General features: G+C 62.8%; 14 protein-coding genes. 5 read left to right on the top strand and 9 right to left on the bottom strand.

Going from position 1 to position 15,561, the window contains the following annotated elements:
- Positions 1-3 precede the first annotated feature (3 nt).
- Genes ACGYLD_RS06405 through ACGYLD_RS06380 form a run of 6 tightly spaced genes read right to left on the bottom strand, consistent with a single transcriptional unit; the run spans position 4 to position 6,545 of the window.
- Positions 4-1,377, bottom strand: coding sequence for an aldehyde dehydrogenase family protein (locus ACGYLD_RS06405; RefSeq protein WP_271692711.1), 1,374 nt, complete (start codon positions 1,375-1,377; stop codon positions 4-6).
- Positions 1,378-1,379: 2 nt separating this feature from the next.
- Positions 1,380-2,744 carry a glutamine synthetase family protein gene (locus tag ACGYLD_RS06400; RefSeq protein ID WP_276153773.1) on the bottom strand — a complete coding sequence of 455 codons (1,365 nt, stop codon included), beginning with the start codon at positions 2,742-2,744 and terminating at the stop codon, positions 1,380-1,382.
- 59 nt (positions 2,745-2,803) lie between these two features.
- Positions 2,804-3,841 (bottom strand): TRAP transporter substrate-binding protein, encoded by a 1,038-nt coding sequence (locus ACGYLD_RS06395; protein ID WP_271692709.1) that lies wholly within the window; start codon positions 3,839-3,841, stop codon positions 2,804-2,806.
- A 48-nt stretch (positions 3,842-3,889) separates the two neighbouring features.
- Positions 3,890-5,215, bottom strand: a complete 1,326-nt coding sequence (locus ACGYLD_RS06390) for a TRAP transporter large permease subunit (RefSeq protein WP_271692708.1) — start codon at positions 5,213-5,215, stop codon at positions 3,890-3,892.
- Positions 5,215-5,781, bottom strand: coding sequence for a TRAP transporter small permease subunit (locus tag ACGYLD_RS06385; protein WP_067268278.1), 567 nt, complete (start codon positions 5,779-5,781; stop codon positions 5,215-5,217). Before ACGYLD_RS06385 ends, ACGYLD_RS06390 begins: the two co-directional genes overlap by 1 nt.
- Positions 5,778-6,545: an N-formylglutamate amidohydrolase gene (locus tag ACGYLD_RS06380; protein WP_271692707.1), complete on the bottom strand. Its 768-nt coding sequence runs from the start codon at positions 6,543-6,545 to the stop codon at positions 5,778-5,780. The genes ACGYLD_RS06385 and ACGYLD_RS06380 overlap by 4 nt, the downstream gene beginning before the upstream one ends.
- Positions 6,546-6,665: 120 nt before the next feature.
- Here ACGYLD_RS06380 and ACGYLD_RS06375 point away from each other — a divergent pair, with 120 nt between their 5' ends.
- The 5 genes from ACGYLD_RS06375 to ACGYLD_RS06355 all read left to right on the top strand — a co-directional run bounded on the left by ACGYLD_RS06375 (position 6,666) and on the right by ACGYLD_RS06355 (position 11,636).
- Positions 6,666-7,538, top strand: a complete 873-nt coding sequence (locus tag ACGYLD_RS06375; RefSeq protein ID WP_271692706.1) for a MurR/RpiR family transcriptional regulator — start codon at positions 6,666-6,668, stop codon at positions 7,536-7,538.
- A gap of 135 nt (positions 7,539-7,673) precedes the next feature.
- Positions 7,674-8,726, top strand: a complete 1,053-nt coding sequence (nadA, locus tag ACGYLD_RS06370; protein WP_271692705.1) for a quinolinate synthase NadA — start codon at positions 7,674-7,676, stop codon at positions 8,724-8,726.
- Between the two features lie 11 nt (positions 8,727-8,737).
- A complete protein-coding gene (locus tag ACGYLD_RS06365) occupies positions 8,738-10,294 on the top strand; it encodes an L-aspartate oxidase (RefSeq protein WP_394401705.1) in 1,557 nt (518 codons plus the stop codon).
- A 2-nt stretch (positions 10,295-10,296) separates the two neighbouring features.
- On the top strand, positions 10,297-11,142 hold the full coding sequence (nadC, locus tag ACGYLD_RS06360; RefSeq protein WP_271692703.1) for a carboxylating nicotinate-nucleotide diphosphorylase: 846 nt from the start codon (positions 10,297-10,299) through the stop codon (positions 11,140-11,142).
- 44 nt (positions 11,143-11,186) lie between these two features.
- Positions 11,187-11,636, top strand: a complete 450-nt coding sequence (locus ACGYLD_RS06355) for a GNAT family N-acetyltransferase (RefSeq protein ID WP_271692702.1) — start codon at positions 11,187-11,189, stop codon at positions 11,634-11,636.
- Here ACGYLD_RS06355 and ACGYLD_RS06350 read toward each other — a convergent pair.
- The 3 genes from ACGYLD_RS06350 to ACGYLD_RS06340 form a co-directional block, all read right to left on the bottom strand.
- Positions 11,626-13,131, bottom strand: a complete 1,506-nt coding sequence (locus tag ACGYLD_RS06350) for a heme biosynthesis protein HemY (RefSeq protein WP_394401701.1) — start codon at positions 13,129-13,131, stop codon at positions 11,626-11,628. The genes ACGYLD_RS06355 and ACGYLD_RS06350 overlap by 11 nt on opposite strands.
- A gap of 10 nt (positions 13,132-13,141) precedes the next feature.
- A complete protein-coding gene (locus tag ACGYLD_RS06345; RefSeq protein WP_276153771.1) occupies positions 13,142-14,722 on the bottom strand; it encodes a hypothetical protein in 1,581 nt (526 codons plus the stop codon).
- A gap of 71 nt (positions 14,723-14,793) precedes the next feature.
- A complete protein-coding gene (locus tag ACGYLD_RS06340) occupies positions 14,794-15,477 on the bottom strand; it encodes a uroporphyrinogen-III synthase (protein ID WP_271692699.1) in 684 nt (227 codons plus the stop codon).
- Between the last annotated feature and the right edge of the window lie 84 nt (positions 15,478-15,561).

Here is a 15,561-nt window from a genome sequence, read left to right as displayed (position 1 = left end):
GTCTCAGGCTTTCTTGAGGTGGTAGGATTTGGGGCGTGTCAGCGCGTGATAGCCCAGTTCAGACAGGCCCGCGCCGCGCCCGGTTTGCTTGCAGCCGGTCCAGCACAGCGCCGGGTCCAGATAGTCGGCACGGTTCATGAAGACGGTGCCGGTTTCCAACCGCTGGCCGATGGCCTCGGCGGCATCGGCATCGGCGGTAAAGATCGCGGCGGTCAGACCGAATTGGCTGTCGTTCATCAACGCAATGGCTTCTTCATCGTCCTTGACCGGCATGATGCCGACCACGGGGCCGAAGCTTTCGTCACGCATGACGCGCATCTCATGGGTCACATCGGTGAGCACCTGCGGCGTCAGATAGGCACCGCCATCGTCGGCGGGCATTCTATCGATGTGCGCCTTGGCACCTGCCGCCACGGCCTCATCAATCTGCGCGCGGACCTCATTGGCGAAACGCACGTTGGCCATCGGGCCAAGCGTCGTGGCCTGATCCAGTGGATTGCCGAGGTTGAGGTTATTCACCCATGCCACGGCCTTCTCAACGAAAGCGTCATAGAGGCTTTCGTGCACATAGATCCGCTCGATCCCACAGCAGCACTGGCCCGCGTTGAACATCGCCCCGTCCATCACGCCGTCGACAGCCGCGTCGAGATTGGCATCGGCCCGGACATAGGCGGGGTCTTTGCCGCCCAACTCGGTCGCGACGCCGGTGAAAGTGCCCGCCGCCGCGCGCTCCATCGCCTGACCGCCGCCGACGGAGCCGGTGAAATTGACGAAATCAAAGGCGTTATCCGCGATCAACGCCGAAGTGGTGTCATGGCTCAGCACGACGTTCTGGAACACATCCTCCGGCACGCCCGCAGCGCGGTAAGCATCGGCAAGATGTTCACCGACCAGAATGGTCTGCGAGGCATGTTTCAGGATCACCGAATTGCCCGCGATCAGCGCAGGCGCGATGGTGTTGTTCGCGGTCATATAGGGGTAGTTCCACGGCGCGACGACGAAAACCACGCCATGCGGCTCACGCATAATTTTGCGGCTGAAGGCGGCGCTGTCCTCGATCACCTTGGGCGCCAGCGCATCGGCGGCGATCTTGGCCATGTGGCTGGTGCGTTCTTGCAAGCCACCGAATTCGCCACCATAACGCACCGGGCGGCCCATCTGATGGGCCAGCTCCTCGGTCATCCGGTCGGTGGAATTCTCAATCTCTTTCAGCGCGGCCATCACCAGATCGACACGCTCCTGCAAGGGCCGCGCGGCCCATGCCTTTTGCGCCTTACGCGCACGGGCGACAGCGTCCTGCGCTGCCTGCGTGCTCAGGGTTTCGCGCTCCGCATAGACCGAACCGTCAATCGGAGAGATACATTTTACCGTCGTCATTCTCAGGCCCTTTCAAAGCCGCGGGCGATTTCCCAATCGGTCACCACCCGGTCATATTCTTCCTGCTCCCATTCCGCCGCGCGGGTGTAATGGGTCACTACATCGTCGCCCAAGACCTCGCGCAGGAACGTCGAGCCGCGCAGGGTCTCGGTTGCTGCCCGCAGGGTCTGGGGGATATCGACAGCGTCGGACTCGCCATAAGCATCGCCGCGTGTGGGCGGGGCAAGCTCCATCTTGTCTTCGATCCCTTTGATTCCGGCAGCCAGCATGACCGTCTGCGCCAGATAAGGGTTTAGGTCCGATCCGCCAATACGGCATTCGACGCGCACGCCCTTTGTCCCTGCCCCGCAGAGGCGGAAACCGGCGGTGCGGTTGTCGACGGACCAGACGGTCTTGGTCGGGGCGAAGGTGCCTTTGGCGAAGCGTTTGTAGCTGTTCACATAGGGGGCGAGGAAATAGGTATATTCCGGCGCATAGGCGATCAGACCGGCCATATAGTGGCGCATCAGATCGGACATGCCCAACGCGCCCTCGCTGTCAAAGAAAGCCGCTTCGCCGTCTTTCCACAGCGACTGATGGACGTGGCTGGAAGAGCCGACGCGGTCCTTATGCCACTTGGGCAGAAAGCTTGCCGCATGGCCCTGCTGCCAAGCGATCTCCTTGACCGCATGTTTGGCAATCGTGTGATAATCGGCGCAATCAAGCGCCTCTGAATAGCGGATGTTGAGCTCTTCCTGACCGGCCTCGGCCTCGCCCTTGGAGTTCTCAATCGGCAGACCGGCGGCAAAGAGATGGTTGCGCAGCGGGCGCATCACGTTCTCTTCCTTGGTGGTCTGAAGGATGTTGTAGTCTTCGTTATAGCCGCTGATCGGCGTGAGGTCGCGGTAGCCGCCCTTGCGGATCGCGTCAAAGCTCTGCTCGAAAAGGAAGAACTCCAGCTCGGTCGCCATCATGGCATCGAAACCCAGTTCCTTCAGCCGCGCGATCTGTTTCTTGAGCATGGCGCGCGGGGAATGCGGCACCGGCTGGTGCGTGTCGTGATCCAGCACGTCGCAAAGCACCATCACCGTGCCCTCGAGCCACGGCACCGGGCGAATTGTGTCGACGTCGGGCTGCATCACATAGTCGCCGTAGCCCGTCTCCCACGAGGTGGAGGCAAAGCCCTCGGGCGTGGCCATCTCAAGGTCGGTGGCCAGCAGGTAGTTGCAGCAATGGGTTTCTTTATAAGAGGTCTCGACGAAGTTGACGGCATGGAAGCGCTTGCCCATCAACCGGCCTTGCATATCCACAAGGCACGCAAGAACCGTATCGACGGATCCTTCTTTGACCAGTTTTTTCAGCGCGTCGAATGTCAGTGTGCCGGGCATGTTCTGTCCACTTCAGGGGGTAAGGCGGGGGCGCAGGCAGCGCGCCCCCGGTTGTCGGTTCAGCCGTTGGTGTAGGGCGGACCGGCTTTGTTGATGACTTCGTTATAGTCGCGGAAGATCTGCACGATCTTGGCGTGCACTTCGCCTTCCTCGGCGATCTCTGTCCAGAAGTCCTTGGCCGCGTTTTCAACCTCGGCCCATTCGTCGGCAGGCACGGTGCTGAGCTTGAGCTTGTCGCCCTGCGCCCGCAGACGCGCCTCGCCGCCCCAGTACCACTGGTTGCGGTAGGTGTGGCCTGCTTCGATCCCCGCCATGACCAACTGCTTGAGGTGATCCGGCAGATCGGCCCACTGCTGCTGGTTCACGAAGAAAGAGCCGATCCAGGCGCCCGAAATGTTGTTGGTCAGGAAGTAGTCGGTCACATCCGCCCAGCCGACGGTGTAGTCTTCGGTGATGCCGGACCATGCCATGCCGTCGAGCTCGCCCGTCTGCACGGCCACTTCGGCGTCTTCGTAGGGAATGTTCACCGGCACCACGCCGAACTTCGACAGGAAGCGGCCCGCGGTCGGGAAGGTGTAGAGCTTCAGACCGTCGAGATCGTCGACAGACTTGATCTCCTTGGTGGTGTTAAAGTTGCAGGGGTCCTGACCGGCGGCCGAAAGCCACTGCACGCCGACCTTGGCATATTCATCGCGCCAGATGTCGGCCAGACCGTACTGGTTAAACAGCACCGGCACGTCGAGGATATGCTTGGTGGCAAAGGGGAAATAGCCGCCGAACTGCTGCAGCGGCGTGGGAGAGGCCATGGAATCGTCGTCCGAGTGCACCATGTCGATGGTGCCGCGCTGCATGGCTTGGAAAAGCTCACCGGTGGGGACGATCTGGTCGGCGTAGAAAAGCTCGATCTCCATCTCGCCGTTGGCGGCGGTGTTGATGTAATCGACGGCGGGTTTCGTCACCTGCTCACCCAGAGCGGCGCCGGCATAGGTCTGCATGCGCCATTTAATCGGCGCTTGGGCATGGACAATGGACGGCGCGGCCAATGCCGCGGGGGCGGCGACGGCGGCCCCGGATAGGAACTTTCTGCGTGTGGTCATCTCTCTCTCCTTTGTTGAAATCAGGCCGTCTTTGCGCGGCTCTCGTTGTTATTTGTCGTAGATGTAATCGGGCAGCCATGTCGCGATCTCGGGGAAGACCATGACCAGTATCAGCGCCAGGACCATCACCAGCACGAAGGGCGTGATCGAGGCATAGATGTCGCGCAGGGTAATCTCGGGCGGGGCCATGGCGCGCATCAAAAAGAGGTTATAGCCGAAGGGCGGTGTCATATAGGCGATCTGCGTGGTGATCGTGTAAAGGATACCATACCAGATCAGGTCGAAGCCCAGCGCGCCGACCAGCGGCACATAAAGCGGCGCCACGATCACCAGCATCGCCGTATCATCAAGGAAGGTGCCCATGATGATGAAGCTAAGCTGCATCATGATCAGGATCATCCAGGGGCTGAGGTTCATCTTCTCGGTGAACAGGCTCTCAATCGCCTTCACCGCGCCCAGCCCGTCAAAGACCGCGCCAAAGGCGAGGGCGGCGAGGATGATCCACATGAACATGCATGTGATGCCCAAGGTGTTGCGCAGGGAGTTCTCGAAAACTTCGCGGGTCATGCGGCCCTTGAGAACGGCAGCAAAGAACGCCGCCGCAGCCCCGATGGCCGAGCTTTCGACCAAGCTGGTCCAACCGTTGACGAAAGGCACCATCATCACCGCAAAGATCACCAGCGGCAGGATGCCCGCCCGCAGAAGGCGCAGTTTCTCGACACGGGGAATGTCGCGATCCTCGGCTGAGAGTATGGGACCAAGTTCGGGATTCATCCGGCAGCGGATGACGATATAGGCGATGAACATCGCTGCCATCATCAACCCCGGGATGACCCCTGCAAGCCACAACTGCCCCACCGGCTGCCGCGCGATCATGGCGTAAAGCACCAGCACCACCGAAGGCGGCACGAGGATGCCAAGGCTGGACCCTGCTTGGATCACCCCCGTAACCATCCTTTTGTCATAGCCACGTTTCAGCAGTTCCGGGAGCGCAATGGTCGAGCCAATCGCCATGCCCGCCACGCTGAGCCCATTCATCGCCGAGATCAGCACCATCAGGCCAATCGTGCCAATCGCCAGCCCGCCGCGCACGCCGCCCATCCAGACATGGAACATCTTGTAAAGGTCATCGGCGATGCGGCTTTCGCTCAGGACATAGCCCATGAAGATAAACATCGGCAGCGTCAGCAGCGGATACCATTTCATCAGCTTCATCGCGGCGGCGAAACCGATGTCATAGCCGCCCTTGTCACCCCAGAGCAGCAGCGCCGAAACCACGGCGATAAAGCCGATGGCGCCAAACACCCGCTGGCCGGTCAGTAGCATCAGCATCATTGACGAGAACATCAATGTCGCAATCATTTCATAGGACATCAGATGGCCTCACCCTTGAGCCGCAGCACGTCTTTCGCGAGCTCGGACAGACATTGCAGCAGCATCAGAAAGATGCCGACGATCATCACGACCTTGATCGGCCAGAGATAGGGACGCCATGCGGAACTGGATTGCTCCATATGGCCAACCTCTTCACTACCGGTGATCAGGCCACCGAAAAAGCTGAACGGCTCGGTCCCCCAGTAGCCCAGCGAATAGGCGGTAGAGCTTACCGCGCCATAGAGCAGCACGCAGAGATAGAAGATCAGGAAGAAGACGGTGAAGAGGTCAAACCACGCTTTGCGGCGCAGCGACCAATCGCCATAGAGCAGGTCCATCCGCACGTTCGACCCCAGTTGGATCGAATAGGGACCACCCAGAATGTAATAGCCCACCATGACGAACTGCGCCATTTCCAGCGTCCAAAGCGAGGGGACGAAGAAGGCTTTGCTGACGGTGGACCACAGCAGCACCCCCATCAGGACAAAGATGCCATACATCATGATCCGCCCGATCCGCCGGTTCATCGCGTCGATGCCCCGGATATAGCCCCGGATGAACCTCATGGTTTGACCTCCTCCATCTCGGGCCGAGCCATGGCGGCACGGAGCCAATTGCTGATCATCTCGGCCATCTGCCGCTGTTCTGCTTCGGTCGTAATGAGGTCATTACGGATCTCTAGCATGACATGCGGATGACCATGGGCCAGCCCATGTTCTTTCAGCGTATGGGTCACCCCGTCCTGCGGGCCGTAGGGCGCGTTGCGCTCGACATTGAGGTCCGTGAACTCCGACGCCACCGCGAGCATCGCATCGGCAAGACGCGTGTCGCTGTCGTGCAGAATGCCGATCTCAACGCTGCGCGGTTTGCCATGGTAGATCGGCGTGAAACTATGCACCGTGACGATCGCAGGCGCATCGACCCGTTTGATCGTCGCCGCCAAAGTCGCGCGGAAGGGCTCGTAATAGCGCGCCACCCGCTCGGCCCGGCCCGCGTCATCAAGCGAGGCATTGCCGGGGATCGCGAAAATCTCGCTCTGCGCTGGCATCGCGCCCGGGGCTTCGGGCGGGCGGTTGCAGTCATAGACCAGACGCGAGACGCGCCCCGCCACCAGCACCGCATCCAGATCCTGCGCCATGGCCCGGGCCACGCCCAAGGCACCGGGATCCCAAGCCACATGGCTTTCGCGGGCCGCGGCATCCAGCCCCAGACCGTCGTAGCAGGCCGGTATCTCACGCGCCGCATGTTCGCAGACCAATACCAGCGGGGCCTTGGCCCCGGCGTTGATCACCTCGACGGCTTCATTCGAAAGATCTGACTGTTCTGACACCCTGTCCCCCTCAGTTAGATCAAACCTCATTCGGGCGGGGGGCTTCTGTCAACAGAATAATGTCAAATTTATTACAACGCCATTCAGTTTGTGTTATTACTCGTCAAAAGAGGGGCATCCATGGCTGAACCGACGCTGACCATTTCCGACCGTATCCAGCAAGAGTTGGACCGGCTGACCCGTGCGGAACGGCAACTTGCCCATTCGATTCTGGAAAACTACCCCGCCTCCGGCCTCGGCCCGCTGACGGCGCTGGCGAAGGATGCCAATGTCTCGACCCCTACCGTGGCGCGGATGGTGCAAAAGCTGGGGTTCAAGGGCTACCCCGAGTTTCAGAACGAGCTGCGCGAAGAGCTAAAGGCCAAGGCCAAGAACCCCATCGCCAAACATGACAACTGGACCGAAGGCGCGCCCTCGGGCCATGTGTTGAACCGGTTCACCGATGCGGTGATCGACAACATCCGCCATACGTTGGGCCAGATCGAGCCTGCCACCTTCGACCGCGCCTGCGCGATGATCGCCGATACTGCGCATCCGCTCTATATCGTGGGCGGGCGCATCACCCATGTGATGGCCGAATATCTGTTCCTCCACGCCCAGATCATCCGCCCCCGGGTGACACATATCCAATCTACATCAAACGCTTGGCCGCATTACCTGCTGGACGTGGGCGAAGGCGATGTCTTTGTCATTTTCGACGTGCGGCGCTATGAGAACAACACGCTGAAGCTGGCGGAAATGGCCCATGCGCGGGGGGCCAAGATCATCCTCTTCACCGACCAGTGGCGCTCTCCTGTGCATAGCCTTGCCGATATCTGTTTCTCCAGCCGGATCGTCGCGCCCTCAGCTTGGGACAGCGCGGCGGCCACGCTGCTGCTGGTAGAGAGCGTGATTTCGGCCATGCAGGACATCAACTGGGAGGATACAAAGGACCGCGCCGAACGGCTGGAAGACATGTTCGACCAGACCCGTTTGTTCCGCAAATTTACCTAACGCCCTCAGCAAGCAACGCCTTGTCATAAAGGGTATTGGCTTGCCCAAACCCCGCCAGTCGTCTATGGCCAGCACGCCGGGTGTGGTGTCCAGCGCGGTGCCGTGACACGCGCCAAGGCCGGAGGGGGACCGACCATGCGTGATGAAATCTTTTCGCCCAGCGAGCTTGAGCGCCATTTTGACCTCGCGCCATCGCCAGCGCTGGCGGCTGAAATGGCCGATATCTACGCCAAGATGGATCGTGTCGTCTCGCCCCCCGATTGGGCCATTCATGCGCCCTATGTCGCCGCGATCAACAAGCTCAAGAAAGAGCGCAACGCGGTCATCCTCGCGCATAACTACATGACGCCCGACATCTACCATGGCATCGCGGATTTCGTCGGCGACAGCCTGCAACTGGCCATCAAGGCGACCGAGGTCGAGGCCGATGTCATCGTGCAATGCGGCGTGCATTTCATGGCCGAGACCTCGAAAATCCTGAACCCCGCAAAAACCGTGCTGATCCCCGACATGGAAGCGGGTTGTTCACTGGCCGAAAGCATCACCGCCGAGGGTGTCGCACAGATGCGCGCGCAATATCCCGGCGCGCCGGTGGTCACTTACGTCAACACCACGGCGGAGGTGAAGGCGGCGTCGGACATCTGCTGCACCTCGTCGAACGCGGCGCAGATCGTGGCTGCGCTTGAGGCCGACACAATCATCATGACGCCGGACAAATATCTGGCCCAGAACATCGCCAAACAGGTGCCGCAAAAGCGCATTGTCTGGTGGGACGGCGCCTGCATCGTGCACGAACGCTATACCGCCAAGGACATCGCGGATTACCGCGAGTGGAACCCTGACACCCGCATCATCGCGCATCCCGAATGCCCGCCCGACGTGGTGGCGGAGGCGGATTTCTCCGGCTCGACCAGCGGGATCCTTGACTATGTGCACCGCGAGAAACCCGCCAAGGCGATGCTGGTCACCGAATGCTCCATGGCGTCGAACATCGCCGATGAATTGCCCGAGGTCGATTTCGTCGGCCCTTGCAACATGTGCCCTTACATGAAGAAGATCACGCTGGAAAAGGTGCTCTGGTCGCTGCACACGATGTCCGGCGCCGTCGAAGTGGAGGCCGAGGTTGCCAGCAAGGCGCGGGTGGCCGTGCAACGGATGATCGACCTGTCCCGCGAACTCGGCCTCTGAAGGGCGCGCGCGTGGAGCAGATCACAACCGGCAGGATCATCATCGTTGGGGCCGGTCTGGGCGCGCTCTATGCCGCGCTTTGTCTTTCGCCGCGCCCAGTTTTGCTGATCTCGCCCGATCCTTTGGGGTCAGGGGCCAGTTCCGCTTGGGCGCAGGGCGGCGTGGCCGCCGCGATGGCGCAGGCCGACAGCCCCGAGGCCCATGCGCTCGACACCATCAAAGCCGGGGCGGGCACGGTCGAGCCGCGCGTCGCCGCCACCGTAACGGATGAGGCCCGGGCCCATATCCTCGCCCTGACCGATTTCGGCACCGCCTTCGATCGCAGCGCCGATGGTGGCTATGTCATGTCGCGCGAGGCGGCGCATAGCTTTGCCCGCGTCGTGCGCGTGCAAGGCGATCAAGCGGGGGCCGAGATCATGCGCGCGCTGATCGAAAAGGTGCGCGAAACACCCTCGATCCAGGTGCTCGAAGGGGTGCTGGCCCGCGGTTTGGAAAGTGACGGCACCAAGGTCTCCGGGGTCGAGGTTGAACTGGCCCGACCCGAAGGCTCCGCCCCCGTGATGCTGCGCGGCGCGGGGGTCTTGCTGGCGGGCGGCGGGTCTGGCGGGCTTTATGCGCTGACCACCAACCCGGCCCGCATTCGCGGGCAGGTGATCGGCATGGCCGCCCGGGCGGGCGCGCTCATTGCCGATGCGGAATTCGTGCAATTTCACCCCACCGCCATCGATTGCGGCGAAGACCCCGCGCCCTTGGCGACCGAAGCACTGCGCGGGGCCGGGGCGCATCTGATCAACCGCGAAGGCGCGCGCTTTATGGAGGTGGTTCACCCCCTTGCCGAGCTTGCCCCGCGCGATGTCGTGGCCCGCGCCATCTTTGCCCAGACCCAAGCGGGGCTACGCCCCATGCTCGACACCCGCGCGGTCTTGGGTGCGGCGGTGCTGACCGACTACCCCGCCGTCGCAGCCGCCTGCGCGCGCAATGGCATCGATCCGGTGACCCAGCCCATCCCAGTCGCCGCCGCGGCGCATTACCATATGGGCGGTGTCGCGACCGATGCGCATGGCCGCTCAAGCCTCGCCGGGCTCTGGGTCTGCGGAGAGGCGTCTTCGACCGGGCTGCACGGCGCGAACCGTTTGGCATCAAACGGGCTACTCGAAGCGCTGGTCTTTGCCCGCCGTGCAGCGCAGGACATGCTTGAGGAATGCGAGGCGGGCGACGATGACGCCGTACAGCTGCCGGAGTTATCTGCTGGCGAGACACCGAACGAGACCCTCGTCACCCGTCTGCGCCAAACCATGACCGCAGAGGTCGGCGTGCTGCGGGATGCGGCGGGCTTGCACCGCGCCTTAACGGCCATCGCCGAGATCGAAGCGGCGCAGCCCGATTGCGCCCAGTTGCAAAACATGACCGCCACCGCAACCCTGATCGCCGCCGCGGCCCTCGCCCGCCGCGAAAGCCGGGGCGCGCATTGCCGCACGGACTATCCCAAAACGCTCCCCGAAGCCGCCCGCAGCTTCATGACATTGGCCGAGGCCACCGCCCGCCGCTCCAACCCCGAGGACGCCTGAAGATGACCACCGCCCTGCCCGACCTGATCCTTGAGCCGCTGGTCCGCGCCGCGCTGATGGAAGACCTCGGCACCTATGGTGACGTCACGACGCGCAGCGTGATCCCCGAGGGCACGACCTATACCGCCCGGCTGCGCGCCCGCGCCGAGGGGGTCGTCTCTGGCATGCAAATCGCGCGGCTGGCCTTCCACCTTGTCGACCCTACGCTTGAGGTGCGCACGCTGAAAGAAGACGGCAGCAAAATCGCCAAAGGCGACACGCTGATGGAGGTCGAAGGCTCCGCCGCCGCGATCCTCTCGGCGGAACGCGTGGCGCTGAACTTTGCCGGGCGGCTCTCGGGCATTGCCACCCTCACCGCGGCCTGTGTGGCCGAGACGAAGGGGACCGAGACCCGGATCACCTGCACCCGCAAAACCACGCCGGGGCTGCGCATGGTCGAGAAACAGGCGGTACTGCATGGCGGTGGGTTCAACCACCGCTTCTCCCTCTCCGACGCGATCCTGATCAAGGACAACCACATCGCCGCCGCCGGGGGCATCCGGCCTGTGTTGCAGGCGGTCAAGGCCAATGCCTCGCATATGATCCGGGTCGAGATCGAGGTCGACACGCTGGCGCAGCTTCAAGAGGTCTTGGACGAAGGCGGCGCGGATGTGGTGCTGTTGGATAATATGGGTACGCCGACGCTCTCGCAGGCGGTCGAGATGGCACAGGGGCGCATCGTGCTGGAGGCTTCGGGCAACATGACCCTGCCGCGCTTGGCCGAGGTCGCGGCGACGGGGGTGCACTATATCTCTATGGGCGCGCTGACACATTCTGCGACAACGCTGGACCTTGGGCTGGATTTCTGAACCAACTGGGGCAAAGATCGCGCAGCCAGCGAAGGGAGCCCGCCATGTCCGACCTTACCATCCGAACCGTGAGAGACCATGACCGCGCCGATTGGGAGCGGCTTTATCAAGGCTATGCCGAATTCTATAAAGTCGAGCAGACCCCCGAGATGCGCGCGCGGGTCTGGTCTTGGTTGCATGATCCGCTGACCGAGGTAGAAGGGCTGGTCTGCGAAGACGGCGAAGGCCGGGTGATCGGCCTCACGCATTTTCGCCATTTTGCCCGCCCGCTCGCCGCCGCGACAGGCTGTTTCCTCGACGATCTTTTCGTGGCCCCCGAAGCCCGCGGCAGCGGGGCTGCCGATGCGCTGATCGGAGAGGTGAAAAAGATCGCCCAGAAGCGCGGCTGGAGCCTCGTGCGCTGGATCACGGCCGAGGATAACTACCGCGGCCGTGGTGTTTATGACAGGCTGGCCACCCGGACCAACTGGGTCACCTACGACATCAAGCTGTAGGGTCCGGCGCTTTCTTGGGCGTCTCGGGATCGGTCGGCTTTTCCGGTTCGGTCACCAGTTCCGCTTCTTCGATATCCTCCGTCCGCGTGGTCAATGCCCCTTCTGTTGGGGTCGTTTCCGGCGCGCCCACGATCAGCGGCAGCATCTGAACACCGCTCGGCATGGCCACCTCCGACAGCGGCGGCGTCTTCCATTCCAGCGTGTCGAAGCTCTTGCAGTTCTCGCAGATCGGCACCCATTCGGCATGGATGTGGTGGCAGTTCTCGCAAATCCACTGCGGCCCGCGTGAGACGTTCAGCGCGCGTGTCAGCCAGCCTTTGACCACGGTGTCCGGCGCGCCCTCGCCCCGCTCGATCGCCGCCATCAGGGTGACGGACCGGGCCGAAGGATCGGTCTCAACCAGATTGCCAAGCGCCCGGCGCGCTTCGGGGAAGTCTTCGTTGGCGATGTGCAATTCAGCCAGCAACATCTTGGTCTCGGGGTGGTCGGGCTGAGATTTGGTCAGCGCGCGGAACCGTTTGATCCGCTGGGGCGGTGTCTCATCCGGCTGAATCTCGGCAAAGGCGGCGGCAAGATCGGGGTGCGGCTGCACGCTCCACGCTTTTTGCAGCACTTTGGAAGCATTGCGCGGCTTGTCCTGCGCGATATAGCTGCGCGCAGCCATCACCGCGGCGGGCACCAGATCAGGCGACAGGCGGTTGGCTTCGATCGCGGCCTCACGGGCTTCGACACTGTTGCCCTCGTCGATGACCTCGCGCGCCTCGGAAAGCGCCAGAACCGCGTCGCGGCGCTTGTGCACATCGCGCGGCAGATGGCCGTTTTTATACTTGGCCTGCAGAGTGCCACGCGCACCGGTCCAATCATGTTTCTCGGCCTGCAACTTCAGGAGCGTGTCGCCGGTTTCCTCATGTTTCGGCTTCAGCGCGAAGGCTTTCTCGGCCAGTTTCAGCGCCGTTTCGGTATCTCCATCAGCCAGCTTCTGCTTCATGATACCGCGCACGCCGACGAAACGGGTCTTTTCGTCTTCGACCAGCTTGCGATAGGTCCGTTCGGCCTTGCGACGGTCCCCCGCCAGCTCCGCCGCCTGCGCGGTCAGCAGATTGGTCAGTGCCGGGCGTTTGAGATAGCGGTCGGCCTTGGCCGCCTTGGCCATCGCGACCTGTCCCTCGCCGCTGGCCAGCGCCATCAACCCGTCCGACAGCGCCTCATAGCCCTTACGCTCGCGGTTGCGGTCAAAGTAGCGCGACAGCGCCGTCTCATCGCCATTCAGGAAATGCCAGACTGCCGAGAGCAGCGACACGATCTTGAGCAACACCCAAACCGCAAGCATCAGCAGCAAAACGGCGATCACCGATTGCAGCGGCCCAAGGGTAAATTCCGTGCCCGCCACGGTCAGCTGAATGCCGCCTTCGCTTTCCAACAGGAAACCCGCGCCCCAAGCCAGAGCGGCGACCAGCACGACGAAAAGAACGATTTTAATAAGAGACCAGAGCATTTTTCGTTCCTCAGTTGGCCGTCAGGCGTTGGGAGAGTTCATTAGCGGCGGTTTCAGCCGCCTGACGCGCGCGCGCATCGGCGAGCCATTCCGCCATCGCATCCTGCGCGGGGGCTGGCAGCGTGTCGATCTCAGCCAGCGCATCGGTCAAACGGCCATCGCGCACCGCCGCTTCGGCGCGAGACAGGACAGCATCGGCATCCGTCCCTTCGCGCGGCGCAACCGAGCGGGCCCCGAGCTGGCGTTTCAGGAAGTTGCCAAAGCCGCCTTCGCCCTCTTCCGGTACGGCGGCACGGGCGGTGGCCAGCGCCTCCCGCGCGGCATCGGGATAGCGCGCTTGGAGATTGGCGAGGGTGACGACACCGCCCGCGGCGCTTTCACGCAGGGTTTCGGGTATGTCCTCGACCCCGGCCTGCTGCAACTCGGCCAGCGGCGCTTCGAAGGGGCGACCGGCGCTGATCGCGGCGTTCATCTGGGTCATCGCAGTCTGGGCACGGGCCGCTTCCGCCGCGGCGGCAGTAGCCTCTTCGGCGGTCTGGGCGTTTTCCAGCAGGCTCTCGATCTCGCTGCGCTGTTCGGCGACGGAGGCGCGCAGGGCTTCCATCTCACGCTCAAAGGCCGCGACCGCGACTTGGTTGTCACCGCCGGTGGCGGGTTGCTTTTCAACCGTGGTGAGGCGGCTGTCGATCTCGGCCAATTGGCTTTGCAGCGCCGAGAGGGCCTCGCGGCTGGCGGTCAGTTCCTCGCGCAGCGCATCGACCTGCGGCAGGCTTTCCGGCAGGGTGGCAGGCTCTTCGACGCGGGCTTCCAGTTCCGCGATGCGGGCCTGCTGCGCTTCCATCGCGCTCTGCAATTCTGCCGCGCTTTGTGCCCGGGTGCCCAAGACGTCATACTCCGATGCGGCAAAGCCGAGGCCCGCAGCGATGGCACCGCCGAGCAGCATGGGGAAGAACACGCTGCGCTTACGCTCTTTCGGGGCAGGCTCAGGGACCGAGGTCGATGCAGGTGGGGACGTCGGTTTGGACGTGGCAGCGCTTGGCTTTTCGGCCTTTTCCGGCGCGGGTTTGGATGAGCTACCGCTCGGCTTAGACGCAGCCGCCGAAGCGCGTGACGGCGCGGGATCAGCGGCCGGTTTGTCTTTGGGCACCGGTTTGTCCTTGGGTGCAGCGCTGGTGGCGCTTGTCTTGGGATCGTCCTTGGGCGAAGCCGTCTGGGGCTTCGTCGCTTTAGCCGGTGTGGCACTCTCGGGCTTGTCTTTAGCCTGCGTAGTGCTTTCGGGCTTGGCCGGGGCTTTGTCGTCCGGCTTGGCCGCAGCGGTGGGCTTCGCTGTCGTTTTATCCGTTGTGGGCGTGGTGCTGGGTGTTTTTGATGGGTCGGCCTTGCCCGTTTCGGTTTTCGGCGTATCAGCCTTGGCATCCTCGGTTTTCGGCGCGTCGGGTTTTCCCGTCTCCGCCCCCTTACCATCGGTCTGGCTGGGTTTCGCGGCCTCGGCCTTCTCTGCCGTGGTCGCCTTATCCGCCGCGGGAGGCGTCTGATCGGCTGTGGTCTTGTCCGCTTCGCTTTTGCTGACCGTCTTCTTGGGTTTTGCCACGCCTCACGCCTTTCGATTCTGAACCTGTCATTCACTCGCAATGGCGAGCTTACCCGGCATACCTATGCCCCTCAAGGCAAGGTGGTGCAGCGGAATAGTTTTTCAACGGCCTCTGCCATGGCTTCGCCGGTGGGTTCTGCGGCGACATCATGCGCATAGAGCGGCAGAGCTTCAAGCGCCTGAGCGGCGGCGCGGCTGATCGACAGGGCGATGACCCGTTCCGTCGAGCTTGCTTCGCGGGCGAAATGCTGCGCGCTGCGCGGAGAAAACAGCGGCACGATGACAGGGTTAGGGCTCTTTAGAAGGGTCTGCGCGGCGGTGGAGAGCGGCAGAAGTGTCTGGTCATAGACCGTGCCGGTTTCCACTTTCAGACCTGCGGCGCTTAAAATTCCGGCAATATCTGCCCGCCGGTGCCGCCCGGCAAGGTGCAAGAGCGGGCCGATCTGGGGGCGTTCCGACAGGGTCGCGATCAGCGCCTCGGCATCCAACCCGACCATCTGCGCCTGCCAGCCCGCTTTGCCCGCCGCCGCCGTGGTCTGCGGGCCGACACAATAGGCAGGCCGCCCCTCCCCCGGCGGCGCATGGGCCACGGCATTGGCCGAGGTAAAGATCACCCCGGCATAGGGCGAAAGATCGACAGGCTCATCCGTCGCGGTAATCTCGATCAGCGGAGAGATCACGGCCCCGTCGCGCAGCGCAGGCGAAAGCCGATCCAGAAACTGCGCGGCACCGGGCTGGGGACGTGTCAGAAGCAATCTTGGCTGCGGCATCGCAAGGCTCCGGCATTGTTTGCGCGTGAGAGCGGTGTTACCTGCGGTACAGGTGCCTTGCAACGGAAA

The organism is Sulfitobacter sp. 1A12056 (genome assembly GCF_043558125.1).
GTDB classification, from domain to species: domain Bacteria; phylum Pseudomonadota; class Alphaproteobacteria; order Rhodobacterales; family Rhodobacteraceae; genus Sulfitobacter; species Sulfitobacter faviae.
This window is presented reverse-complemented; position numbering and strand designations above follow the sequence as displayed.

Excerpts from the sequence above, each read along its gene's own strand:
- ACGYLD_RS06390 (WP_271692708.1), bottom strand. The coding sequence starts at position 5,215 with ATGTCCTATGAAATGATTGCGACATTGATGTTCTCGTCAATGATGCTG.
- ACGYLD_RS06350 (WP_394401701.1), bottom strand. The coding sequence starts at position 13,131 with ATGCTCTGGTCTCTTATTAAAATCGTTCTTTTCGTCGTGCTGGTCGCC.
- ACGYLD_RS06400 (WP_276153773.1), bottom strand. The coding sequence starts at position 2,744 with ATGCCCGGCACACTGACATTCGACGCGCTGAAAAAACTGGTCAAAGAA.
- ACGYLD_RS06385 (WP_067268278.1), bottom strand. The coding sequence starts at position 5,781 with ATGAGGTTCATCCGGGGCTATATCCGGGGCATCGACGCGATGAACCGG.
- ACGYLD_RS06395 (WP_271692709.1), bottom strand. The coding sequence starts at position 3,841 with ATGACCACACGCAGAAAGTTCCTATCCGGGGCCGCCGTCGCCGCCCCC.
- nadA (WP_271692705.1), top strand. The coding sequence starts at position 7,674 with ATGCGTGATGAAATCTTTTCGCCCAGCGAGCTTGAGCGCCATTTTGAC.
- ACGYLD_RS06355 (WP_271692702.1), top strand. The coding sequence starts at position 11,187 with ATGTCCGACCTTACCATCCGAACCGTGAGAGACCATGACCGCGCCGAT.
- ACGYLD_RS06405 (WP_271692711.1), bottom strand. The coding sequence starts at position 1,377 with ATGACGACGGTAAAATGTATCTCTCCGATTGACGGTTCGGTCTATGCG.
- ACGYLD_RS06375 (WP_271692706.1), top strand. The coding sequence starts at position 6,666 with ATGGCTGAACCGACGCTGACCATTTCCGACCGTATCCAGCAAGAGTTG.
- nadC (WP_271692703.1), top strand. The coding sequence starts at position 10,297 with ATGACCACCGCCCTGCCCGACCTGATCCTTGAGCCGCTGGTCCGCGCC.